Annotated in this window: 15 protein-coding genes, 3 tRNA genes and 1 pseudogene; 12 read left to right on the forward strand and 7 right to left on the reverse strand. The window is 40.3% G+C overall.

Annotated elements, in window-relative coordinates:
* Window positions 1-11 precede the first annotated feature (11 nt).
* Genes IT970_RS00805 through IT970_RS00815 form a run of 3 tightly spaced genes read right to left on the reverse strand, consistent with a single transcriptional unit; the run spans window position 12 to window position 6,041 of the window.
* Window positions 12-2,735 (reverse strand): hypothetical protein, encoded by a 2,724-nt coding sequence (locus IT970_RS00805; RefSeq protein WP_196857527.1) that lies wholly within the window; start codon window positions 2,733-2,735, stop codon window positions 12-14.
* Window positions 2,732-4,843 carry a hypothetical protein gene (locus IT970_RS00810; RefSeq protein ID WP_196857528.1) on the reverse strand — a complete coding sequence of 704 codons (2,112 nt, stop codon included), beginning with the start codon at window positions 4,841-4,843 and terminating at the stop codon, window positions 2,732-2,734. The genes IT970_RS00805 and IT970_RS00810 overlap by 4 nt, the downstream gene beginning before the upstream one ends.
* Window positions 4,833-6,041: a tyrosine-type recombinase/integrase gene (locus tag IT970_RS00815; RefSeq protein ID WP_196857529.1), complete on the reverse strand. Its 1,209-nt coding sequence runs from the start codon at window positions 6,039-6,041 to the stop codon at window positions 4,833-4,835. The genes IT970_RS00810 and IT970_RS00815 overlap by 11 nt, the downstream gene beginning before the upstream one ends.
* A 104-nt stretch (window positions 6,042-6,145) precedes the next feature.
* Between IT970_RS00815 and IT970_RS00820 the strand changes: the two are divergent.
* Window positions 6,146-6,631 (forward strand): annotated as a pseudogene (locus IT970_RS00820) (dUTP diphosphatase); the annotation flags it as partial.
* Between the two features lie 12 nt (window positions 6,632-6,643).
* On the opposite strand, the gene yrfG reads toward IT970_RS00820, so the two are convergent.
* Window positions 6,644-7,300, reverse strand: coding sequence for a GMP/IMP nucleotidase (gene yrfG / locus IT970_RS00825; RefSeq protein ID WP_196857530.1), 657 nt, complete (start codon window positions 7,298-7,300; stop codon window positions 6,644-6,646).
* A gap of 61 nt (window positions 7,301-7,361) precedes the next feature.
* On the opposite strand from yrfG, the gene nudE reads away from it, so the two are divergent.
* The 10 genes from nudE (at window position 7,362) to IT970_RS00875 (ending at window position 20,348) form a co-directional block, all read left to right on the forward strand.
* Window positions 7,362-7,934: an ADP compounds hydrolase NudE gene (nudE, locus tag IT970_RS00830; RefSeq protein WP_036974304.1), complete on the forward strand. Its 573-nt coding sequence runs from the start codon at window positions 7,362-7,364 to the stop codon at window positions 7,932-7,934.
* Entirely contained in the window at window positions 7,927-8,724 is a 798-nt protein-coding gene (cysQ, locus tag IT970_RS00835; RefSeq protein WP_065978910.1) for a 3'(2'),5'-bisphosphate nucleotidase CysQ, read from the forward strand. The genes nudE and cysQ overlap by 8 nt, the downstream gene beginning before the upstream one ends.
* 138 nt (window positions 8,725-8,862) lie before the next feature.
* Window positions 8,863-8,939: transfer RNA gene (locus tag IT970_RS00840), tRNA-Met, on the forward strand.
* A 157-nt stretch (window positions 8,940-9,096) separates the two neighbouring features.
* Window positions 9,097-9,173: transfer RNA gene (locus tag IT970_RS00845), tRNA-Met, on the forward strand.
* A 63-nt stretch (window positions 9,174-9,236) separates the two neighbouring features.
* A tRNA-Met gene (locus tag IT970_RS00850) sits at window positions 9,237-9,313 on the forward strand.
* A 576-nt stretch (window positions 9,314-9,889) separates the two neighbouring features.
* Window positions 9,890-13,891: a hybrid sensor histidine kinase/response regulator transcription factor gene (locus tag IT970_RS00855; RefSeq protein ID WP_196857531.1), complete on the forward strand. Its 4,002-nt coding sequence runs from the start codon at window positions 9,890-9,892 to the stop codon at window positions 13,889-13,891.
* A 297-nt stretch (window positions 13,892-14,188) separates the two neighbouring features.
* Entirely contained in the window at window positions 14,189-17,686 is a 3,498-nt protein-coding gene (locus tag IT970_RS00860) for a PKD domain-containing protein (protein ID WP_196857532.1), read from the forward strand.
* Between the two features lie 55 nt (window positions 17,687-17,741).
* Window positions 17,742-18,113, forward strand: a complete 372-nt coding sequence (locus tag IT970_RS00865; RefSeq protein WP_196857533.1) for a hypothetical protein — start codon at window positions 17,742-17,744, stop codon at window positions 18,111-18,113.
* Window positions 18,114-18,183: 70 nt separating this feature from the next.
* Complete coding sequence (locus IT970_RS00870) at window positions 18,184-18,798, forward strand: trimeric intracellular cation channel family protein (RefSeq protein WP_036974258.1); 615 nt, start codon at window positions 18,184-18,186, stop codon at window positions 18,796-18,798.
* Between the two features lie 38 nt (window positions 18,799-18,836).
* Complete coding sequence (locus IT970_RS00875; protein WP_180311289.1) at window positions 18,837-20,348, forward strand: YifB family Mg chelatase-like AAA ATPase; 1,512 nt, start codon at window positions 18,837-18,839, stop codon at window positions 20,346-20,348.
* A gap of 96 nt (window positions 20,349-20,444) precedes the next feature.
* Here the strand turns inward: IT970_RS00875 and IT970_RS00880 are convergent, their stop codons facing one another.
* Window positions 20,445-21,149, reverse strand: a complete 705-nt coding sequence (locus IT970_RS00880; RefSeq protein ID WP_036974296.1) for a response regulator transcription factor — start codon at window positions 21,147-21,149, stop codon at window positions 20,445-20,447.
* Between the two features lie 165 nt (window positions 21,150-21,314).
* Complete coding sequence (locus tag IT970_RS00885) at window positions 21,315-23,810, reverse strand: alpha/beta hydrolase family protein (protein WP_196857534.1); 2,496 nt, start codon at window positions 23,808-23,810, stop codon at window positions 21,315-21,317.
* Between the two features lie 145 nt (window positions 23,811-23,955).
* Between IT970_RS00885 and IT970_RS00890 the strand changes: the two genes are divergently transcribed.
* A complete protein-coding gene (locus tag IT970_RS00890; protein ID WP_036974240.1) occupies window positions 23,956-25,020 on the forward strand; it encodes a hemolysin family protein in 1,065 nt (354 codons plus the stop codon).
* On the opposite strand, the gene IT970_RS00895 is transcribed toward IT970_RS00890, so the two are convergent.
* Window positions 25,017-26,237, reverse strand: coding sequence for an EAL domain-containing response regulator (locus IT970_RS00895; protein ID WP_036974238.1), 1,221 nt, complete (start codon window positions 26,235-26,237; stop codon window positions 25,017-25,019). The genes IT970_RS00890 and IT970_RS00895 overlap by 4 nt on opposite strands.
* Between the last annotated feature and the right edge of the window lie 4 nt (window positions 26,238-26,241).

A 26,241-nucleotide genomic window follows, 5' to 3' on the forward strand; every position in this document is an offset into this window, starting at 1 on the left:
AAACTCCTGAGTTAAGTGATTTGAGTCTGTAAAGCTTGGTTATATTCTTCCAAAATCTTGTGATTAGGGGAGAGTTCTGAAATTCTTTTTTTCGCGTTTGATACGAATGAAATAGACGTATCGACAAGTGGTTTAGGTATGTCCCTAACATAGTCTGAGCGAAGTAAGTCAATGTGTTGCCATGACTGTTCGATAATATAATCGACATTTGTTTTATCAGTCATGAAGTTAATGCACCCTAAGCAAAGATCAGGTTTCGCGTTTCTAGGTTTTGCTTCACCATCTTCAGCACATTTTGCAAAAGACGTAGTTGTGAAACGATTAATGCAATATCCCCACGGGTTTGCTTTAACGGAGATAACGTCAGTTTCTGAAATCTTATCAATTAACGAGTCGGCTGCTTGGAATGAAGTGATAGATGTATTCTTAAATAGTCTTTTTAAGAATGTATGGTATTTACCAGAAGTTTTAACGCCTTTATTCCTCAGCCAGTTCTTCATAAGCGAGCTTGCGATATTTACTTTCAATTGTTGATGAATATTTACGTCAGTTTTATTTGCAATATAAGCGACCCACATGGACTCTGAAATGTGCTTGAAATTACTTCTAATCATCCACCCTGCATCACCATCAAATCGCCTAAAGACTGCTTCTGCCCACATATGTCTGAACGCGTGTGGTGTTGGGTATAGACATTCAGAATATAAAAAATGAGTAAGCTCTTTATTGATCTCACGAAGTTCTTTAATACTACTTTGGGCTATTCTGTCTTTAATTGCAGAAGGTAGATGTTCTTCATAAATTTTTAAAACTCTAACATCTAGATGGTGTTTCTTATTTTGTAGGTAGCGCTGATATTGCTCAAGAGCTCCTTTCTTAACCGAAATGTCCGTTCTTGTCTGCATAAACGAAACCACAGGTAATTCTTCTTCAATCCTCTTTTTCACTTCGGATAATAGGGGGTTGTTAATAACGTAACTCCACTCTTCTGAGTGTTGATGTGCAGATAAACTCTTAAATAATATTGCTTCAGATTCAGATAACGGAACCTTATTTCTTAGTTCATTGAATAATGATATCTCGTTTAGAACCTTAAATGGTTTATAGTGCTGCGCAAAGTTATACCAATTCGCGTTACAAGCATCAGCCATCTTATTTGACGAGACATTTTTACTAGTTGGATCTTGTTTGATGTTATAGGTTTCGGAATAGATTGCAGGTTCATGCTCTAGAGGGCAATGAAAGTTAGTCATTGATCTTATTAGTTCATAAGTTCTTTGAGTAATTTCCCTATCAAGGCTAGTGCCTCGTTGAGTTTTAAATATATGCCAATGAATATTGTGTCTGTATGGTAATGCATATTGATCTAAAACGTCATGATTGAGTTTGCTTGATATTGACGATACTGGAAAACCAAATTCACTTCGCCTCCAACCTGTGAAGGCCATAATGCAAGTTTGTCCGGCTTTCTGGACTTTCCGGATGAAATTTAGTACATCTCTGCTAGAGTTTCTTTCAAAGTATTCTCCTACAAATTGTTTAATGTATGAAGAAGTAGGTAACTCAGGTGCAGGAACTCTAGCCGACATCCGAGCTATAATTTCTTCTAACTCTTGTATACTTGTGTCGAAGTTAGAGTTTTTAACTACGTTACTTAATTCTGGATAATCTTCATCATCGGTTAGGAAATATAGAATGTTTCTTAATCGTTCGATGTCGGCATTATGGTGGTATCTTTCATTTTTTGTATCAATTCCAATCTGTTGTGCAATTTCTCTTACTGAGGCATCTTTTAAAATGAAGTTTCGTTTAAGAATTGGGTGAATGAAACGGATATACTCTTGTTTAATTTCTTTTTCTAGGAAATCGATCTTTTTCCTATCAAATGTTTTCAGGTGGGGGTTCTCTCTAACATTAACCTGAGTTAACAAGCCATAAATCATTGGTACTGTATTTTTATGCACTTTATATCCAGCACGAGAAAGTATATCTTCTCTGATCGAGTCGACATAATTAAGTGCCAAGGCAATAGGATAATTTTCGTTATAAAAATCCTGTAAAAACTCGACGTAATGCCTACCATAGTCCAATGTTAGGTTATTGAAAGATTTACCTGACTTCCAATCGTTGTATGTCAGTTCACCAATAGAGACTGATTTAATAGCATCTTTCAGGTGTTTTTTCCCTTTTGATTCCGTCATGCTGCTTACAGAAGAGAATTCGATATCATACATATGAAGAATATGGGTGATACGCTGAATTATTGTCGGTAAAAAATAGCAGTTTGCCCAAGACCTTGGTGTTAATCGCCTAACTATTTGAACATCCGATTTGTCCGTCATGTTTCTTACTACTTTATGCATAATGAAGTAAGAAAATATATCGACAAGATCGTTCTGGCTTACTTTGACTATTCCGTGTCTTTGCATATAAGTAAACAAAATAAGAGTGAAGTCCGAATGTTCCCTGATCGTTGAAGATGTCGGACATTTGGGAAATAAATTAAGTAGAATCAACTTAACAATGATATCAGGACTAATGTTAAGTTCATTAAAGAAGTCTCCTTGATTTCCAAGAAGTAGCATATTGCCGCTGTGATATAACGTGAATTCACTAGACCCGACAATGAAGTTCCATTCATCAGCATGTAAGTCATTTTTAGTATCGTTGAAGGAGCACAATTTACTATTCAATTCATTGATAATATTGTATTCCTTCATTATTGATTTATTCATAGTGACATACCTGATTGAATTTCATTCTCAAATAATTTGGGTAAAATGTTTAACTTCTTTAATCGCTGGTAATCTTCTACAGATTTGCTGACTAAATCAGGGGAGAATTGGCTTAAACAATGATGCATCCACTCCACATTAATTAGCAAAGTTTCTTCGAAAAACGAAGAGTTGGCTTGCATGATTGCTTTAGCATTAATTTCTGCTTCATCAATGTAATGAAGCATTGTAATTACAGTCTGCGAGTTTTCGAAAACTATCACATGATCAAGGTCTCGTTCACTTTCTGATTGTATAGCCTCACCATACTGGTTAATTCTTACATTTGTTGAATGAGTACTATCAATAACTTTCGTCCGAAGGTTTCTTTCTGTAGCTTCTTTATCGATAAATTCTAAGGTAGGCCTGAAAGCCCTCGATTCAATATCATTCATAACCATCCTCGTGATCCTACCGACTTGATTTACCCACTCTTTGTTGTCATCTGTTAAGTAAGACAGTTTTTCAGTATTCGACTGATGTGAGTTCTGATTGACTAGATCCTCATTTCTATATAAATCGGTTCTGGAGTAAACGCCTGTATTTTTTATATGTGCCAACTTGAAGAAATAAGATGGTAGTGGTTCTTGAGTTCGCTCTTGATATTCTTTTCTAGTAAGATTCTTTTTCTCGAACATAGAAGCAGCAGTATGTCGATCATATCTATTGTGATCATAGAAATGTGACATCGCATATTTAAACACCTTTCCAGCCCCACTTAATTTAAGTTCACGCTCTAGGTTAGTATTCAATTCATTATTTGTTATTAAGAGTTTTGCAAAAAGAGCTTGGAAGTTGTTGTGATTACTGTGCTTATGTTCAGAAAAAGGATTTGTTAGGCTTATTGCATAATTTTTATCTCCTCTTAATCTGGTAAATAACTCATCTTGATGTTTGGGCAAGTTGTTGATATATGAAATGGTTGTCCTTGCAATCAGGCTTGAACCTCTTAATGTTGGCGGTTTATGTCTTCTTAGCCCTCTGCCTTTTAAATAGTCAACTTCTAATAATCTTACATTACCTTGTGAATTCGTTTTTATAGCTATATGTCTGCGTGTTAGACCAAGTATATCTGTTGGTTGAATTGAGAGCGTAGCAAACAAAAAAGACATGAGAGCTTCTTCTGTTAGGCTCACCTGATCGTAAAAACTTTCGGGCGCTGAGAAAGGGAATTCAGCGCGACGTTTATATAAAAGTTCGTCATACAGAATTTGAGAACTACTTTTATTGCTATTCTCACGACACTTGAGAATGACTTGGCATATCTTAGTTCTATGTTTAGGGTGAGAGCATTCTGTCAATATGAAACTTTTAAGCTCAGTTACCGAGTTCTCTGGCTTGTCGAGTAATGCACCTATAAAGTTTATGATTCTCTTTTGCTTATCTCTGATTGAAGTAAAATTTCGGATATTCATATAGAGTTCAATAAGATCTGGGTGAGATGCAAACTGTTTTCTTGCTTCTAAAATGAAATTTAACATTGTGCCAATTGTTGCTTCGAATGACTTAATTAGTCTTTTGGGGCTCTCTAGAAGCAAGAAATGTTCACCCATATATTTTCTAAGCCATGGACTGTTCTCAATAAACCAAGATGACAGCGAAAGCGGATCTTTCTCTGCGTCCTTTGATTGGACGAACGAATTTATCACAGTTTCTATCTGTCTTTTTTCATTAACGTTCAAGTTGGGTGAGTTCTTAATCCTAGATAAGATAGTCTTGAGTCGACGGCAATTTGTACTTTGTGGCTTTAGTTTATATTGTTCGACCTCCCAGCTTTCAAACTCCTTTAGTACTTTGTTACTTAGGGTTTTGCTTTGGTTTAGGAATTCAATACATCTTCGAAATGCACCTTTAGTATGTTTTTGGTGATCTGCTGACTTCTCTTTATAATCACTATCCAACAAATAAAGCTTCATAATTTTAAGCAATAATCGTGATACTTCATGAGTGCTTTTAAGTGGATAAATAGTATTGTTATCAATAACTAGATTTCGAGTATCGAGCAATAATTCTCGCTCTTCACCTCCTGCTTCTTGAGTGAAATATGGAATTGATTTCTTAGATAGCATAATTTTTTCCTTCTACATCCAGCATCACTTCTTTTAAACGGATGTAACAAGTAGTAACGGAAGTTGGCCTACCATCTTTACCTAAAGCGTGCCCGAGACGTTGAGCAACGGTAATAAGTGCTGAGCTCTGCGAGCGCGTTTCGCCACCTTCAGAGTTTATAAGCTCGTATTGATAAAGTTCAGTTGCAAAGGTGTGTCGAAGATCGTGGTAGCTTAGTGTTTGATCCATCCAATCTATCATGTCCCTATACTTATCAAACACATCAGTTGCTCTGCTTTCTTTTATTGGGTCTCCTTTATACCCTGGCGCAGCATTTAAAAATAGGTCATCGGGATCTAACTTGCCTTTCGCTTCAGAGAGGACTATAGCTCTCTCAGTTAAATAGTAGTCCCTAATAGCTTCGAGCAATGAGCGGGAAAAAAATATCCAGCGAGACTTCCCACCTTTTGTAAATTTTCCATGTAACATGTATCTAAACTTTTCAAGGTGACTTTTTTCTGGGTTTATTAAATCGTCAAAGAGACTCAATAAATACCCGTCTCTGTTACCCTTGTATTGAAGTAATAGGCCTGTATTTTCAGAGGTCCTTAAGCCTACTTCAAACCCCATTCTTAACAATAGCCTATCTCGTTTCGTTTTACATCGATGTAGAAGAGCAGCTCTTTCTTCAGTGCTGACGTAGTTGATTTTAGTTTTACTACGATTATTATCAAACGATAGCTTTTTCGCTTTTCTTGATATCTTAATATTCATAGGGGCTATTAACCCTAATTTCGATAAAAAGTAGAAGTAAGATCTTATGGATGCCTGATGCACGCTTAAGGATGCACTTGTAAGGTGTTTAGGTAAGTACGAGTTTAGGTATTTATTAACTAGACTTGCTTGAATTAAATATGAGTGGTGAACATCAGGAGCCTCATTGAGTAGATTCAATTCTTCTATATATTGAAAAAAATTAAAAATGTGCCCAATGTATTGGGGTATTGAGCTTTCACTTAATGAGTCTTCATAAAGCTCCTTGTATAACTCACCACCTTTCTCGTACTCTTTGCATTTTATGATTTCGCCAAGATTTTCTAAATATATAGTGTATAGCAATGGAGCAATTATTATATTTCCATTTGAGTCAAGAAAGACAGTTAATGATTCGAAGCTATTCCCACATATATTTACATCCTTTAAAGTTCTTTTTTCCACTAATTTCACCACTAAAAAACTAGTCTTATTTGAATATATTATGTAATAGCATCTCTAGATGATTAAGGCTAACAATTTTGTAACTTAAATGTATGTAGTGAAAAGACCACTATGGTTGGAAATGGTGGAAAAAACAAACCCCAGATACTGAGCAAGTTATTTTGGAGCTGGTCGACATTTTCCATTTTGGTTTATCACTGCGTATCGACGGGGAAACAAGTTACGAGCAACTTGCCGCTCAACTTGAAGCTGAACTAAGTGCGCCTGAGCAAGCTGACGATTTTAAACAAACGCTTGAGTTATTGGCTGCAACCGCCGTTGCTGAAAAGCGTTTTAATGCTGCCGCATTCGCAGGGTGTATGGCGCAAATTGGCATGGATATCGACGATTTATATCGTGGCTATGTTGGCAAAAATACACTTAATTTCTTCCGCCAAGATCATGGTTACAAAGATGGCAGTTATATAAAGGTGTGGAACGGTCAAGAAGATAACGAGCATTTAGTTGAAGTTGTTAAAAGCCTCGATACGGAGCATGCTGATTTTGCAAAGCTTGTCTATCAAGGCTTAGAGCAGCGTTACCCTAAATAAACCTATTTATGCTCATTTTAGGGGCATGAAGTCACGAAAGTCGGTGGTAGATAAATAGCCATCGAACTGTTTATGCGGTTGTCGGCTATCAGGGTTGGCAACCGCAAGTATATGGCCTATGCCAAACTCTTTGGCCGCATCGAGCACTGCGGGACTGTCATCAACAAATAAAGTGCGCGTTTTATCAAACTGCCATTCTTGTTGCACTTGCTGCCATAAAGGTTGATGTTCTTTACTCACACCATATTGATGGGTTGAAATAACGCCATCTAAATAATTGTCTATTGCCGTTAACTCAAACTTTAACATGACACAATCTGGGTGGGCATTCGTAAGTAAGATTAATTCTTTGCCTGTTTTTCTAAGTTCGGTTAGAAAAGGGGGGACGTCTTCGCGAATTTTTATTAAATGCTGAATATCACGCTTTAACGCCATAATGGGTAAATCGAGTTGCTGTTGCCAGTAATCTAAACAATACCAACTTATTTGGCCGCTTACTTTTTGATAGCGTTGAAAAATGTCTGTTTTCGCCTGCTCTAAACTGAGTCCATGCTTTAATGCATATTGTTCGGGAATAACGGTAAGCCAAAAGTAATTATCAAAATGCAAATCGAGCAGAGTGCCATCCATATCAAGCAGTACTGTATCGATTTTTGACCAATTTAACATAGGCAATTCACTTTAAAAGATTTATCATGAGTGTAACTGACATGATAGCAAATTAATGCCAATGACACAGAAAAAGCACCCAACACCTCCGCAAATATTGTCTAACGAAGTCGTCGCCAAAAGCCGACTATTTACTGTTGAATCTCTGGCTTTGAAGTTTTCAAATGATGAACAAAGGCAGTATGAAAGAATTCGTGGTGGAGGCCGGGGAGCTGTGATGATTGTGCCCGTTACAGCTGATAATGAATTGCTATTAGTAAGGGAATATTGTGCAGGCACGAACGACTATCAACTCGGTTTTCCTAAGGGCTTAATTGATCCTGGAGAAACACCAGAGCAAGCCGCAAACCGAGAGCTTAAAGAAGAGGTCGGTTTTGGTGCGAAGCATTTTTCTGCACTAAAAAAAGTAACGATGGCACCCAGTTACTTTAATGCCACTATGCATATTCTCTATGCAGAGCAACTTTATCCAGAAACGTTACCTGGTGATGAGCCTGAACCGCTCGTTGTTGTTAAATGGCCAATACAAGATTGGCAATCTTTATTACAACAAGATGACTTTACTGAAGCACGAAGTGTTGCAGCTTTGCTATTATTAACAAAGTACCTAGAGTCAGGAGCGGGCAATGAATAATTTTTTAGAACCGTGCATTCGTTTAGCTGAGCAGGCAGGTGAGGCTATTATGGCTATTTATCAGCAAGATGATATTGGTGCTGAAGAAAAGTCAGATAATACACCCGTAACGAAAGCTGACTTGGCATCGAACGAAGTATTGATGGCGGGCCTAAGAAAGTTGGCTCCCGATATTCCGATTATGTCTGAAGAGACGCCTATTCCAGCACTTGAAGATAGGAAACATTGGCAGCGATATTGGTTGCTAGATCCTATGGATGGTACGGGAGAGTTTATTTTAGAAAGTGGCGACTTTGCGGTAAATATTGCATTGATTGAAAACAATCATCCCGTCTTAGGCGTTATACACTGGCCAGCTAAACAAGTGACGTATTTCGCAAGTTATCAAAATGGTGCGTTTAAACGTGAAAATGGCCAAGATAAGCAAATTTCGGTAGCAACGCCAGATAACTTAACATTAGCGGTGAGTCGCAGGCAAAAAATTGAGTCGGTCAGTCAATATTTAAATACTCAGTTTGCCACCGTAGCATTAGGGTCATGTTCATTAAAGGCTTGCATTATTGCTGAGGGAAAAGCAGATTGCTTTTTACGTATTGGCCCAACAGGTGAATGGGATACTGGTGCATCTCAAGTAATTGTCGAAGAAGCTGGCGGATGTATTACTGACGCTGAATTTAACCCACTGACTTACAATCAACGAGAAAGTACTGAGAATCCTGATTTTATTGTAATGGGACACCCAGATTGGGAGTGGCAAAAAATGATCAGTCCTCATCAACGTGCTCTTTAGAGTAGTTTTGTGTGCTTTTTGTTCGCTTGAACCGCTTTTATTATTATAACCCTTGATTTCTAATTTTTTTGCTATATTATAGCGCTCTCTCTGGTACAGGGCATCGTTAACATGCTTATGTTACTAAGAGATTACAGGCGCGGGATGGAGCAGCCTGGTAGCTCGTCGGGCTCATAACCCGAAGGTCGTCGGTTCAAATCCGGCTCCCGCAACCAATTTTTTGAAAAGTTTTGGTGCATTGTTGGAAGTTTAAAGGTCGTCGTCACGGCGTGAGGCATTCCCTCTTCACCTTCACAGCTCCCGCAACCAATTTTTTAAATTGGCTGACTTCTTAAATTAAGTGAGAAGAAAAATAAACTTAATAATTTCAGGCGCGGGATGGAGCAGCCTGGTAGCTCGTCGGGCTCATAACCCGAAGGTCGTCGGTTCAAATCCGGCTCCCGCAACCAATTCTTTGAATTGGCTGACTTCTTAAATTAAGTGAGAAGAAAAATAAACTTAATAATTTCAGGCGCGGGATGGAGCAGCCTGGTAGCTCGTCGGGCTCATAACCCGAAGGTCGTCGGTTCAAATCCGGCTCCCGCAACCAACTGAAATTAAATTAGCAACAATGATTAGACACGCCACCGCGTGTTTTTTTATGCCTGAAATTCAGGTTTATAATCCGAAGGTCGTCGGTTTGCCTTCATTATTTACTGCTCCCGCAACCCACTGAAATTAAATTAGCAAACATGATCAGACACGCAGCCGCGTGTTTTTTTATGTCTGAAATTCAGGTTTATGACCCAAAGGTCGTCGGTTCGCCTTCATAATTCCCCACTCCCGCAATCCACTGAAATTAAATTAGCAAACATGATCAGACACGCAGCCGCGTGTTTTTTTATGCCTGAAATTCAGGTTTATAATCCGAAGGTCGTCGGTTTGCCTTCATTATTTACTGCTCCGCAACCCACTGAAATTAAATTAACTAAAATTATTAGATACACATCAACGTATTTTTGCCTGAAACAATAGCGGTATTATTGGGCTTAAACGTGATGAGCTTTAGAACCGACTATAATAAAAGCTTTTCTTTCATGTAGTTAAAATGGGGAACTATTATGAATGTTAACTGAACTGAACTATTCTTTATTAATAACTAATAATAAATGTGTAGCTTTTAGGGATGACTCGGTTTCTTATTTATCTTTTTAGTCTATTTTTTTTACCTTTTGCGTGGCCTGCGTTTCAAAATTTCAGTATTGATAATGGCTTATCACAAAGCGTTGTATTTGATATTCAACAAGATCAGCAGGGGTTTGTATGGTTCTCTACGCAAGCAGGGTTAAACCGCTTTGATGGGAATGAATTTATTGTTTTTTCGTCAACAGGAGAAAACAATAGTTTAACGAATAACTACATTTATCCGCTTGCACTCGATAACGAATCGCACCTTTTTATAGGCACCCGCAATGGGGGCGTAAATCAACTCCCGTTATACGATTACCAATTTTCTTCGCCCATTTTAACAGACTACCGTATTACCAGTTTGTTTGTTGATTCTCACGTGCTGTATATCGGCACGTATGATGGCAGTTTATTCGCTTACAATAAACGCAATGAAAAAGTGACCCCACTAGTGCGGGATATAAAAAAGCCTATTTATGCGATAACAAAAATACACGATGTATTGTGGCTAGGTACTCATGGTGCAGGATTAATTCATTATGATCTTGCTAAGCAACAACGTGTCAGTACGTTGTTGAATGGATTTACAAAGCCACCTAGCATTCATTCGAGTATCTTTGCGATAAAGCAGGCAAATGACGAAACAATATGGTTGGCCAGTCAAGGCGGTGGGTTATTTAAGATTGATTTATCAGCAAAATCGATGCAGCAATGGCTTAAATCGAGCGACTCAGAGCACGGGTTAACCAGTAACGAAATTCGTGATATCGAGTTTGATCAGCAGGGTCGAGTATGGCTTGCAACGCGAGGGGGCGGCATCAATATTTTTGATCGCAAAACCAACACGTTTTCTGCTTTAACCCATGACCCATTTGACAGATATAGCTTAGCGCACGACCGAGTTTACAGTATTTACCGTGATAGTAGCGATATTATGTGGTTTGGTACTGCCAATGGTATCAGCAAGCTAGATCCTGCTTCACTTCAATTCAGTAAATTAAAAAAACCGACACCGCTTTCAAGTAAAGATGCTTGGGCGCTATTTGAAGATTCGCAGCAACGTATTTGGTATGGCAGTTGGGGGGGCGGGATAGATATCCTTGATCAACAATTAAACCGTATTAAACACCTCGTGGCGAGCAACTTACCCAATTCAATTACCAGTAACGCAATTAAAGCGATAACCGAAGATTTAAATGGAGACATTTGGGTTGGTAGTTGGCAGCAGGGCATTGATGTGCTCCACCAAGATGGCAGTGTGACACATTTTCGAGCTGATGAAGGGAGCCATGGATTAACTGAAAACAGTATTTACGCCTTGCTGGTGGATGAGAAAAATAATGTCTGGGTAGGGACGAATGGTGGTGGATTATTTTGTTTTGATAGGCAATTAGGTCGGTTTATCAGTTTTTCAGAAAAACAGGCACATTCTCAATTAGTCATACCTACAGCAAGGGTGACAAGCTTATATCAAAGCTCCGCAACAGACATGTGGATAGCAACCGATGGGGATGGGGCGTATTACTATAACTTTGCGACTGATTCTTTAATTAATTATCGCAAAGGTAACCCCGCATCTGCTTTATCTGATAATACGGTGAGAGCCTTTTTACAGGAAGGTTCACGTATGTGGTTAGCGACGTCTAATGGAATAAATATCATTGACACCAATAGCCAGCAAGTAAAGGTTATTAATGTGGCAGATGGTATGCCTAATCAAGTGATTTATGCTTTATTAAAAGGCAATGATGGCATGGTTTGGGTAAGTACAAACAATGGATTAGCTAAAATAAATCCAGAGAATTTTGCAATCACCAGTTATAAAGCTCGTCACGGTTTGCAAGGCAATGAATTTAATGCCGGCGCCTATCTGAAAATGCGAGATGGCCGGTTAATGTTTGGCGGCACCCAAGGTGTAAGTGTTATTAACCCTGAAACACTCGTTAAGAATAAACAAGGTGGGCAGTTAGCATTAACGCGTTTACAGTTTGACGATCAAGACCTTATTATTTCTGCTGGGAGTAAGCTCGGTAGCCTTTACCAAATCGAGAAGAGTCGCATCGTCACAGTGCCAGCCGATATTACACGCATGCACTTACAGGTCAGTTATTTGCATTATTCAGAACCTAAAACTAATAAGTATTCTTACCGTTTAGAAGGTTTTGAACAGCAATGGAGAAATGTAACTGGTCCTTACTTATCAATAGATTACACCAACTTACCGCCAGGCAGTTATCAGCTTATCGTTAAAGCAAGTAGCGAAAGTGGAGCGAACGCACTCGCCCCATTGTTATTGAATATCAAAGTACTGGCTCCATGGTGGCAAAGCCCTGCTTTTTATGTTGTTTGCGCAGTACTTGTCTTATGTTTGGTGTGGTTATTAACGGTGCTTTGGACCTATCGGATCCGTAAACAAAAGTATCAACTAGAGCAACTTGTCAATGAGCGCACTGATGAAATTGCAGAGCAAAAAGCGCTGATAGAACAGCAAGCTGATGCGCTTAGTGATTCGCTTGAAAATAAAGTGCGCTTTTTTACGCATGCATCTCATGAGTTACGTACGCCCCTTAGTTTGTTAATCGCACCATTGCAGCGTCTTATTTTTAATGAAAAAAACACAGATAAACGTGAGCAGTTAACCTTGGTATTACGAAACAGTCGACGTTTAGAAAATCTGGTCGATAAACTCTTAACATTGACCCGTTATGATGAGCGCAATGAAGAGATTATTAAGGTTGTATCCTTGTCTGCGATTGCGCGTGAGGTTGCAGGACAGTTTTCTGTACTCGGTGAGCAATCAGTAGAGTTTTATGTTGAAATAGAAGAAGCAATTTTTATATCAAGCACCCGAGAGGGGCTAATTACTATATTAAGCAATTTACTCAGCAATGCCTTCAAGTATACAAAACAAGGGAGTGTAAGCTTAAAAATAACAACGCATGATAACAATGCCTTTATTGAGGTGACCGATACAGGTAAAGGGATTGCTGATGCGGAGAAAGAGAAAGTATTTGATATCTTTTACCGTGTAAGCAGCCAAGCTAATGTAGAAGGCAATGGTGTTGGGTTAGCCATTGTGAAACGTCTCGTTGATAAGTATCAAGGCGACATTCAGCTTGTTAGTCGCTTAGCGGTAGGCACAACATTTACGCTTCGTTTCCCATTAGCTGAGGCTCTCGAGCAGGCAACCTCGGTGAGTATCGACAGTGAGAACCTTAAAGCCAAGAAAAATTGTGAGCAACCTACCGTACTAGTTATCGAGGATAATGATGAGTTGCGTCATTATTTAAAAACTGAATTACACCCGCGTTATCAGGTATTACTGGCAGAAGATGGCCACGTTGGTTTGCAAATAGCGCAAAGCCAAGTGCCAGATTTGATAGTGACAGACCTAATGATGCCAAAAGTGGATGGCTTTGCCGTATTAGATGCGTTACATAGCTCCCCTGTTACGTGCCATATTCCCGTGATAATACTCACTGCTAAAGGAGACTATGAAACGCGGGTAAGCGGTTTAAAACAACATGCTTTGGATGTAATCACCAAGCCTTTTGACAGGGAAGAATTATTATTAAAAGTCGAAAATTGGATTGATTGGGTTAATCAATATGCTCAACAGCATGTGATTCAGGTGCCAGATCAAAGCCCACCAAAGGCAGATACTCCCGTTGATCCGCGTGATAAACAGTTACTTGAAAAGCTTGAGCACTATGTATCTGAAAATTATCAGCAACAAGGATTCTCAATGACGCATTGTGCTAAGCATCTCGCACTGAGTGAACGTCAGTTGCAGCGTAAGTTAAAAGTGTTTCTCAACATGACACCGAGTGAATATTTACGGGATTATCGACTCATAAAAGCTGCCGAGTTGTTACGCCAAGGTCGTCAAATTAGTTTGGTGATTGACGATATTGGTTTTTCATCTCGCTCACATTTCTCGAAATTTTTTAAAGTAAAATATGGTATGACGGCAAAAGAATATCAGTGTCACTACGTTTAACTTATTGATTTTTATTGTTATGTCGTATTTGAGTACATTTTTGTCGGCATCAAGCATACATAATTTTTGCATCTCATCTAACCTATAAAACTTAACGAAAGATGAACCGTTTTGATGGGATCTCACGTGTTCATATTTGACGGGCAAACATAGCTGAACTCAGTATATGGTTAAGGAAGTCACGGAGATCCCGCCTTTGTTCATAATTGTTAGATTTCGCTTCCCTTGAGATATGGCAACTGTTTGTGCAGTTGCCTCTTTTTGGGTGGCTACGTAGCAATCAATGTAAGGAATGACATGATGAGCCCTCCTAATTCACGATTAATAAATCACTTTAAACAGCTACTGCTCGCGACAAGTCTTGTCGGTTTAACCGCTTGTGGTGGCAGTGGAAGCGATAGCGACGAGGATAAAAAGCCGCCAGTTGCAGAAAATAAAAGCCCTACAGTATCAATAAGCAGCGATGAAACACTCACCGAAGGTAGCGAGTTAACGCTTCTAGCAACAGCAACTGATAGTGACGGCACTATTAGTACTTATGCATGGTCGCAGATTTCTGGTCCTGATTTAGCTTTGTCGGGTAGTGACAGTAGCAGCCTAACGATAACGGCACCTGCAATTGAAGATGATGCGGATGTGGTGTTATCTGTGACCGTCACCGATGACGATGGTGCAACAGCTAATGCACAAGTCACTATTCAATTAAAGCGTAAAGTGCTCAGTGTCACAATTACAGGTATTGTAACGGATGAGCCCATTATAAATTCAAATGTGGCGGTACAAATTGGTGATGAGTTATTTGAGATTACTGCTGATGAGCAAGGCCGCTACCGTGTTGATGTTGAAGTAGACGACTCTTTTGCTAATAAACTGGTGAAACTTGTTGCGCTAGGCGATAACGCCATCAACCCGGGTGTAGAGTTTGTTTCTCAACTTAAGTCGATTGCTACTTTAATCTCGCAAGCAGGCGAAGATGGAACACTGAGCAAAGAAGAAAACTTTGGTGTCAATATTACCAATGTAAGTACTGCTGAATTTGCTCTTATTAGTCGTGATAACGACACGGTTGATTCTGAGGATGCATTAGACAAAGCCTTGCTTGCGATTGATGCTGACGAAAAACTGCTGCTATCAGCACTAATTAAAATTATTGTTGATAATCCTGATTACAGCTTACCTGAAGGGGTAGAGTCTACGCTTGATTTAGTCAGTGACAGCGAGGGTATTGATGACTTTATCAACACCGTGAACAGTCAAGATCCAGCCTTAATAGAAACAGTAAAAGAAACCATTAAAGACGATGAAGAGTTGGTTGATAACTCATTTGGCAGTGTTGTGGGTGACTATGTTGTTATGGCGCCCAAGTATTACACGCGTTTTGGCGCGGGTCAGATTAATTTTAACGCTGATGGAACGGGCAGTTATGTTTTTATTAATTTTAATGCTTCATTCTCTTGGACACAGGACAATGATGTCGTCAGTATTACTGTTCCTGAGCCAGTCAAAGTATCGTGTTATTTTGATGTAGGTACAGTGACTCAAGAAGAAATGTGCGAGTACTTAACTGATTTGGATATGCGCATTTTACTTGAAAATGACGCTAATAGAACTGTTGAGCTTTATTCAGCGTTTGAAACGAAAAACGAATCAACGACTGAGATAACATCGACAGAAGAGTTGACCGCGAATCGTACGTTAATCGATAAAACACAAACCTTAAATGTTGCCGCAGCCGATTTAGTCGGTTCATGGTATGTCGATAATACATCTGATTTTTACGGCTACAGCAGTGCCGTTAATTTTAATTTAGTTGAAGGTGGTACGGGAACACTTATCAATAATAGCAATGCACCGGTTGCGATTACTTGGTCAGTGTCTGATAACCAGTTGATGATTTCTAGCACCGATGAGTCACTTACGTTTGACTACTCGTTTTGGTTTATAAAATCACTGAATGTCGGTTACCAATTCACAGCATCTTTAATGTCTAAAACGGATGATTCAAGTATTACAAGTACAGGGTTATTTGTAAAAGATAACACGCTGCAGCTTACAAACAGTGATGTGTTGGGTAAATGGACTATTTATCAAGGTGTAAATTCAGCGCAACCTGATCTCCATTACGACGTATATGATGATGGCTTAATGAATTTTAGCCTTAATCAACATTATCGCTCTTGGCAGATTAACAGCGAAGGTGTGTTTGTTCGAAATAACTACTACACCGACACCGGAGGCATATCGGCAACCTGTGATAAACCCGACAATAGCTGCCCTGTCTATACTGAGTTTACACAACAGCTGCTAGCAAAAGATGGCGAGCACTTCTTTACCTATCGTAAATACCGTGCATTTGAAATGGATGGCACCGAAATGCCTGGATATTATGCTTCTCACATTCGAGAGTTTTCTGTTTCAAGCGATTATGGTGTAAGTCGATTTGCGCCGTATTGGTGGGAGCATATGTATGCTGAAGATGATACAAGCTATCGTTACTTCTCAAACTTCTATACTCCAAAAGAGCTTGGGGTAGAAACCATTGAGTTGGCAACTATCACTGACAAAAGTTCAGATGCTTTTGAGTACTCAATAGCAACAACCTATCAAGGCGCGTATATGCAAAACAGCTATGCACTGCAAAGTGGTAAGTTGATGTCTAATGAATGGGTGTTTGAGGTCGTTGAATTTGACCGCGATTTCTTAACTGTGTGTGTTTACAGTCAAGGAAGTAGCTGTACAGAAGATGCTAAGCAGGCATGGTACTTCGATGAGGCTATGGCTCAAGAACAAGTTGTTATAGAACGTCCCGCGACTATTCATCCTCTTGATGGTGCATGGCAACTCGCTGATGAACCTGAAGTGGCGGTGATTTTACGTGATGGTAAGTGGTTACAAATCCAAGCTATGTCAGACCCTGATGATGAGACAGCCTTTGCGGGTTATGAAATAGGTGACTTTACCTGGAACGAGTCAACAGGTGAGTTCTCTGTTCAAATTAGCGAAGATACAAATGGTAGTTTTGGTATTGATGATGCTGGAGCAATCACAGCCACCGTATCTGGTGATACGTTAACCCTAGATATTGAAGGTGAAGGTACTGTAACGCTCACACGCATTTACAGTGCAACTAATCCGCTGATAGGAGGATACTATGATGGCTCATTTGACAGTGATTTCTTTATTGCCGTATTTAAAGAAGATGGCACATTCTTAGAGTTAGCACATGATACTGAGTTTAATGAGTTAGGTATTTCAGGTGGTTATTACAGCTACGATACAGAAACTCAAAAGGTGTCAGTAGACTTCTATGAAAAAACCTATGGTAGTCCTATTGAGCAAGCCGACCCTAACTTTATTGTGAAAGCGCAAGGTAACTTTATACACTTTAAAGATGGCGACGATTTCGGCATCATGGAGCGAGTCACGCGAGTAATAGAACAAGCGACCTTTACTGAAACAGAGTTAGTGGGCTCACATGTATTTACCTACATGGCAGATGATGGCAGTGGTATGCAAACATCGAATGTTGTTATTTCAAATGATGGTACCGCAACATTTGAATTAGAGGGTGAAGTGAGAGAAGCGACATGGGAGCTACACCTAGGTTCGTTAATGATGTACAGCGACCCGACCGTTACTCAAAACTACGGTTATGGTGTACTCATGACCCCCATAATGATGATAGATGGCGGTTTTAGTGTTGAGACTTTAGGCTTCGAAGTGCCAGAAACCTATGATGATAACGATGACCCTGCTCTGCATTCTTTTGTATCAGGCAGTTTAATTAAGCAGTAACCGTGCACAGCCCAGTAACAGCAATGTTACTGGGCTTTTTTTGAGGATTTAATCAATGAAACTATTTTATTTCTCAGTTCTTCTACTCAGCCTAACAGCCTGTAAAACAATGGATGCAGTACAAGAAGATATCAGCGATATTGGTACTAGTTTGTTTTCAAGCGAAGAAATGGATGAAAGTGCACAAGATGCATTTTTAAAAGCACAAGAAGCCTTTTATGAAGCTGATCGCGTTCGCAAGCAACATTCGCAGTTGACTGCCAAAGAGCGGAGTTTATGGCTTGAGCTAGAAGAGGACTATAAGGTGTTATTAGCGACACCCAGTAAAGCGACCGAAAAGGAATCGTACTTTTCTGATACCACACTTGCTGATGGGGTTATGATGCAAAGTCTCCAATTTATTGAGTTGGTAGAAAGCGGCGAGTAATTGATTCTTCGCTTAAAAGATTGAAAAGTTTATGTTACAACGTAAGTAACATTACTTTTTAGTTACAAACATGACGGAACTTTACCATTGGTTTGATTTAATCGGCGTTGCCGTGTTTGCTGTTTCTGGGACGTTGTTAGCGTACGATAAAAAAATGGATGGCTTTGGAGTTGTTGTGTTAGCGACCGTTACAGCCATTGGGGGTGGGACCTTACGAGACCTCATTTTAGATATTCCAGTTTTTTGGTTACATGATCAAAGTTACTTTTGGGCTATTCTAGTCTCAGTTTTTATTTCGACACGGCTAATCAATAAACAGCGCTCTATTCCGTTATATGCTTTACAAATAGCGGATGCGTTTGGTTTGGCTTTTTTTGCTGTAATGGGGGCGCAAAAAGCCCTGCTTGCAGGCATGCCAGATACCACGGCTATTATTATGGGGGTGATTACAGGTTGCTTCGGAGGCATGATCCGCGATGTACTTGCTGGCAACATACCTATGTTATTAAAAGGTGAGCTTTATGCGATCACTTGTATCGCAGGTGGCATCGTTTATACAGTGGGAATTTCACTTGGGTTAGTGACAGAAATGGCCATGGTACTGGCCATGTTAATGACCCTCACATTACGACTTGCAGCAATGAAGTGGAATCTCACATTACATGTTTTTAAATATCCCGACTAAACTGTAATAACAAGGATACATTACAGGGACAACGGAACGTGTCATTAGCTCGGATTTTCTCTCGTGCTCAAGTAGGAGTGCAAGCTCCAGAAGTCATTGTCGAAGTGCATTTAGGGAATGGCTTACCTGCTTTTCATATTGTTGGTTTACCTGAAGCCTCTGTAAAAGAGGCTAAAGATAGAGTGCGCAGTGCGCTTGAAAACTCACAATTTGGTTTTCCCGATCAGCGCATCACTGTTAACCTTGCGCCCGCTGACCTACCCAAAGACGGAGGGCGCTTTGACTTAGCCATTGCCGTTGGGATTTTAGTGGCATCAGGGCAAATAGTGTGCCCTGATATTCATCGCTATGAGTTTTATGGTGAGCTGGCCTTAAATGGTGAAGTAAGGGGAGTGAATGCTATTTTACCCTCCGTATTAGGAGCGAAAGAAAAGGGTCGGTGCTGTTTTTTACCAGCGGAAAACGACACCTTAGCCAGTCTTGTTTCTGGTGTGTCACGTAAAGCGATTTATTCTATTCAAGATGTATGGAACGACTTACTGAATCAGCAGCCCTTACCGCTTAATATTGAGTACCCAGAGCAACAAATAGAACGCGATTCAATCTATGATTTAAGTGATGTTAAAGGCCAACCTGGTGCCAAACGTGTGTTGGAAATCGCGGCTGCTGGTGGCCATAACTTGCTTTTTTTAGGCCCGCCAGGCACGGGTAAATCGATGCTAGCACAGCGAATGCCAAGCATTATGCCGACCATGTCGGATGATGAAGCAATTAGCACCGCGGCGCTTTATTCTATTATTGGTCAGTCTGTTGATTTATCTAAGTGGCGAGAGCGTCCCTTTCGAAATCCACATCATACTTGTTCGGCAGTCGCGCTGGTTGGAGGGTCATCGAACCCGAAGCCCGGTGAAATTTCACTGGCACACAACGGCGTGTTATTTTTGGATGAGCTCCCTGAGTTTGAGCGTAAAGTGCTAGACTCGCTTCGTGAGCCAATGGAAACTGGGGTCGTAACAATATCAAGGGCTGCGAGGCAAATGGAGTTTCCTTCTCAATTTCAGCTTATAGCTGCACTTAACCCCAGCCCAACGGGAAGCCATACCGACAAGCGTGCGACACCAGATCAAGTATTGCGCTATTTATCTCGTGTATCGGGTCCGTTTATTGACCGAATAGATTTACAAATTGAATTACCACGACTTACCAGCGCTCAATTGCAAAGTACCGAACCAGAAGAGAGCAGTCAGCAAGTACGTAAACGTGTGGAGCGAGCGCATGCGCTTCAGCATGCACGGCAAGGTAAAGTGAATGCACGATTGAACAATAAAGAAATGAATCGATATTGTGAGCTTGCAGCTGCAGAGTTGCAGTTTCTAGCGAGAGCCAGTGAAAAACTGGCGCTGTCACCACGTTCTTATCATCGTGTTATTAAAGTTGCCCGAACAATTAGTGACTTAAAAGAGCAACCAACGATCACCTTAAGCGAATTAAAAGAGGCATTAAATTATCGTGCCTTTGAGCGCCTAATAAGCCAATTAACACAATTTTAAATCGATGCTTTATTCAATATTTTACGTGTTTTAGCAAGCGTCACCGTGTTAGGTGGTATGTTTATAAACAATGAGTCATTTAGGCGCTGTGTATACCTAAATAGAAAGCATATAACCTTTACCACGAACTGTTACGATGCGCTTTTGATCTTTTTCGTCACTGAGCTTTTTACGTAAACGGCCAATTAACACATCGACGGTACGGTCACTTGGGCTCCAGTCGGGTTGCCCAATCTCTTCAGATATTTTCTCTCGAGAGGTTGCTTTTCCTGCGTTGGCAATCAAGCAAATAAGCACTTTATGTTCAGCTTCAGTGAGGCGAGACTCTTCGCCACTTGGGGTGATCAAAGTGCGATTGTCAGGATGCAGCTTAAAGTCGGCATATTCTATAAACTCTTCACTTTCATCGTCGTGTTGTGAGCCTTTTAAACGTTTGTAAAGGGCGCGCATTCTTAGCTCAAGTTCAAGCAGGTCAACCGGTTTACAAATATAATCATCAGCGCCTTGAGCAAGGCCTGCAATACGATCGGCTTGTGAGTCACGACTAGATAAAACAATTACACCAATATTGGTCAGTGCATTGAGCTCTTTGGCAAGTAACAAACCATCGCGCTTGGGTAAGACTATGTCGATCACTGCCAGAGAAATTGCATCTTGTAGAGAGGCGCGTGATTGCACGATGCTTAAAGCATCGGCTCCCGTTGAATCTACCTCAATATTAAATTCAGTCTCTTTAAAATGATTGAGAATGCGTTTAACGAGAAGTTCGTCGTCTTCAACCAATAAAACTTGAATAGTCATTCGCTTTAATTTCATACTTGATTTGCTGTTATGTTAGCACTGTATGGTAAAGGCTGAGAAGTGCAATGGACCGGTTTGTAACTGTTTCTTACAATTTAATGGCTTAGCTTTTATATATTTGTAAAAAGCTGAGTACCTTTGCAGGTACTCAGTGATGTTTTTTTGTTATTTTTCAGGGTAAAGATACTGCCACCATTGAGGCTGATCTTTTAAGTTTTTATCGAAATAAGCCAGCATCGTATTCCACCAATCAAAGCGTTTGTCACGGGCAAATATTTGGTGATCTGCACCTTTATATTCAATCAGATCAACATCTTTACCTAATAACTTTAATGCCGTGTACATATTGTGGCTTTCACCAACCGGTACATTGGTATCTGAGTCACCATGAAGTAGTAATAGCGGCGTTGTTACTTTGTCAGCATGAAACACGGGACTGTGTTGGCTATAAAGTTGCGGGTTATTCCACGGGTAGCTATTTTTAGATGCTTCAGCTGAGTATAAATATCCCCACCAACCTTGGCCCCAATAAGACGTGATATTTGAAATTCCCGCATGTGCAATAGAGGCACTAAACATATCTGTTTTTGTCGCCAGCAGCATGGTCATAAAGCCACCGTATGAGGCGCCTAAGTTACCAACGCGTTTACTATCGACAAACGGATACTGGTTAAGAAATGCTCGTGTGCCATTAATAATATCGTTTGCGGTGTATTCACCCCATGCATTAACGTGTTTAGCCGAAAACTCTTGGCCAAATCCCGTTGCACCTGTTGGTTGAATAACGTAAACCACATAACCATGTTCCGCCCACAGGTTAAAAGGGTAACGCCCAGTAAAGCCACGCGTCACCGGTGATGTACCGCCATAGTAGTAAACCAAAGCAGGGTATTGTTTACTCTTATCTATATTATGCGGCAAGTACACGCGACCTTTAATTTCTACACCTTCAGGGTTAATGAAATTAAACTCTTCAAGCGCTGCAATATCAGTGTGTTGGTAGCTAATTGGTGTGGAGTCCCACAGCACCTTAGTACGACTTTTACCTACAGTGAGTTGCTTAAGTTGTTGTGGTGTTGATGCTGTGGTGCCTGTAACAAGCAGAGTAGGGTTACGCTCGTCTGAGAAACTAAATTGCTCAACAACATCAAAGCCTGTATTCACGTTGTTAAAACGTTTTTTGCTTAAATCGTATTGATATAATTGCACAGTATCTTGCTCAGTCACTTTTAACAGTGCATCGCCATTTGCAAGCACCGTAAGTTGGCCTATCGCCGGGTCAAACTCTTTGCTTAGTGCCGTCGCTTTTTTGCCATCGCGGCTAAGTAAGTAAAGTTGCCCATCGTAATTATTGGCAAGCATGCCTTCGGGTAAATTACGGCCAAGGCCATCTCTGAAGTCAGGGCCAGCTGTAACATAAATACCGTCGTCGGTGTATTTTGCTTGATTAAAGGTTTTAAATTGGCCAAGTACATTACTCGTTGCAGTGGCAATATTTAGCTCAACAAGTTCAGTCGCGGGTTCTGGCGAACGGTTCATAGCTTGGGCTGAGCGACTCATTAACACAACACCTTGTTGAGCATCGAAGTCTTCAAGTGAATGGCTCAGCGGGCCTTGACTTAAAATTTTACTTAATCCTGTGCTTATATCGAGTAAGTACACTTGTGACGTGGTACGCGCATAAGACCAACGGTCTTGAAGCCCTTGATAGTGCTTGGTGAGTTTTCCATCGTCGCTGGGTGATTTTGACCAACTAAAAATTAAGCTGTCATTATTGTAAAATTGAAACCCATTTGCGCCTGCAAGATGCTTAGCTATGACAGTGAGTTGCAGTGTTTCTAAATTTAAGCGCTTAAGCTCGCCCTCGATCAAATACACCAAGCTTGAACCGTCTGGGCTCCAAGTTATATTGCTAGGCTGCGCTGATTCAAAACGATAAATAGTCTTATTTTTAGCGTTTTTTAACTCAGTGACATACAGAGCTTGGTTTGCTGATTTATCGTCGTAATGGCGTGTACTCGCCAAAAAATGTGCGCCATTTGGTGACATAGAAATGTAGCTTATCGTTGGTGCATCAAATAATTGCTTTGCCGATAAACCATGCTGCTCTTTTGCTGAAAAGGTCAGAGCGCTTTCCTCTGATTTAGCTTCAAAATCAATGGCAACATCATGCCAATTAGGCACTTGCTCTGTGATGATCACTATTTGATGGTCGCCTTGACTCAATGCCAATTCATAAGTTTTATCTTTTTCAGTCTGTTTTTCGCCGTTAATAAATAACTGGGCGTTTTCGATCCCCTTTAACGATAACTTACCTTGACTAAAACGTTCGGCTGACGCTGTGAATTTTAGGGCTTGCAGGCCCCCTAAAGTAAGGGCACTTACTTTATCAAATGCTTGCCAATCTTGTTCATCACCAAAGACACGTACACGGGAGGTATTTTTTTGTAAGTGTGGCAGTAGATTGGCGATGATGGCATCGCGGTGCTCGGTTTGATAGGGCTTAAGTTGCATGTCATCGCTAAGTGGGCCAATAAATTGTATTGCAGACTTATCAATGGCAGCAGCCATTGCTGTGCTTGTTAAAGTGCACAGTGCCACAGCGCTGAGTGCTGTTTTTAAGCGAGCGCGCTTGCTCAGCCAAGTTGTTGTAAACATCATGATTTAGCCTATTAAATGGTGGTTTAGACCAATATAACACGCAGCAAAAATGTCAAAAAGTGCGCTGCGTTAGAATGCAGAATGGATTGAGCTTCGTGTAAACACTTGTTAAGGTGAGGCACTTCATTAAAGCTGAGGGCACACAGTGACACTATTACTTGTATATATGCTGGTGGCAATTACCGTTTCTTTTTTATGCTCAGTAATGGAGGCTGTGTTGCTAAGCATTACGCCAAGCTATGTTGCTTTAATACGAAAACAGCAACCTCTTTTAGCTGAGCGTGTTGCTAAGTTGAAAGACAATATAGATCAACCATTGGCGGCTATTTTAACTTTAAATACGATTGCTCATACTGCAGGTGCTGCGGGTGTTGGTGCGCAAGCCGCGGTGGTTTTTTCGGATGCGGCTGTCGGCATTGCTTCAGCAATAATGACACTACTGGTACTCGTGTTATCCGAAATTATTCCAAAAACATTAGGTGCTAATTACTGGCGTGCTTTAACCCCCATCGTAAGCGTAAGCCTGGTGGGTTTAGTCTTTATCTTAAAACCCTTTGTTTGGTTTGCGGATATCTTAACGCGCTTTTTAGGGCGCAATTACGATGAAGCATATTATATACGTCAAGAAATTGAAGCAATGGCAGATATAGGCACTGAATCTGGGGCACTTAGACAAGATGAGTCTGAGATTATTCGAAGTTTATTGCATTTTCGCCATGCCAAACTTGATACATTAATGACGCCGCGCACTGTGCTTTTTAAAGTACACAAAGATATTACAGTGAATCAGTATTTATCGGAATATGGTTCATCGTCATTTTCTAGGGTGTTGGTATACGATAAAAATGGCGATGACATTATTGGTTTTGTACATAAAAACGATATTATGCTTGCTTACCATCGCTTGGGTGAAGACTACAAAATTAGCAAGCTGGTCAAGCCTATTTATACGGTGCCAGAAACCTTGCATGTGCCTACTTTGCTTGAAACCTTATTATCGCAACGTGTTCATATTTGCTTAGTGGTTGATGAATATGGTGATATTCAAGGCATTGTGACATTGGAAGATTTAATTGAGGCCTTAATGGGGCTTGAAATCGTTGACGAACATGACCAATCTGCCAATATGCAAAAAGAGGCAAAGCAGCGCTGGCGGCAGCGTTTAGAGAGCAGTAATACGATTGTTAGCGACGATAAACGTGAGCCTTAGCGGCGATACCCCGCTGCGGTTTTAACCATTTGCCGCCATGAAAATGACCAATTTAAAAAGTCTTCTTTGGCTTTCGGGCGGCAAAGTAAAAAACCCTGCATTAAGATAAATTCTTTATAACGGTCTAGGTAGTCAAGCTCTTCTACGCGCTCTATCCCCTCAGCCACAATGGCTAAGTCTTCTTGAATCGCAATATTTACTAAGCTACTGACGATAACTTGTGAAAACTGATCAGTTTCAATATTACTGATTAGTGTCCTGTCTATTTTTATCTCTGTAAAAGGCAGGGTTTTGAGTTGTTGCACGTTGGTGAAACCGGTCCCAAAGTCATCGAGCGAAATACCAAAGCCACGCATTCTAAGGCGGTTTAGGGTTTCGAGTTGTGCGGCACTACGAAGTGCATACTGCTCTGTAATCTCTAAAATCACTTCGCTTGGCGATAAATTGTTTAAGTGCAAAATGAGGGCTAGTTTATCTGGGCAGCTTAAGTCTTCAAGCTGTGAAGGCGATAAATTAAAAGCCAGTTTTAAATTTGGTTCAAAGTGCTCTTTAATTTCAGAAAAGTCGCTCGTCGCCTTTTCAAATAATTGAAAAGTAATAAGGTTAATAAGATCTAAATCTTCGGCAATACAGATAAAGCGTTCGGGTAAAACGATATCATCTTCTTTACTGGTGTTAATTCGTGCCAGCACTTCAATACTTTCAACCCGATTGTCATGGCGATTAATTTTTGGTTGATAAAATGGCACGACTTCATTGTGGCTAATAGCATGCAGTAAAAGTGACTCCGAAATCGGGGATTTTGTTCGTTCGACATGAATCGAAAAATGCTCAAGTTTTTGGAGTAGTAAGTAAACTTGATTCAGTTGCACGGGTTTTGAAATATTGCCAATAAGATGCGCGTTGTGTTTACGTGCAAGGTCAGCCGCTAAATCGATGACTTTAGGGTCCATTTCAGAAATGATTGCGATCGCACCATGGTATTTCATTGCGCCTAAATGACGCATAAGCTCCATACCATCCATATCAGGCATATTTAAATCAGTGAAGACGGCATCAAAATAATGCGGGGCTTTTTTTATTTTCTCTAAGGCTTCGCAAGCACTTAAGCAGGTTGTGACATGAGGAACTTCAAGCTCATTTAAAATGGCCTGCATAACGATAAGAATCGCTTTAGAATCATCGACTACGAGTATATGCCGTGCTGACTTCACCATATTC

It is taken from the genome of Pseudoalteromonas sp. A41-2 (genome assembly GCF_015767615.1).
GTDB lineage: Bacteria > Pseudomonadota > Gammaproteobacteria > Enterobacterales > Alteromonadaceae > Pseudoalteromonas > Pseudoalteromonas lipolytica.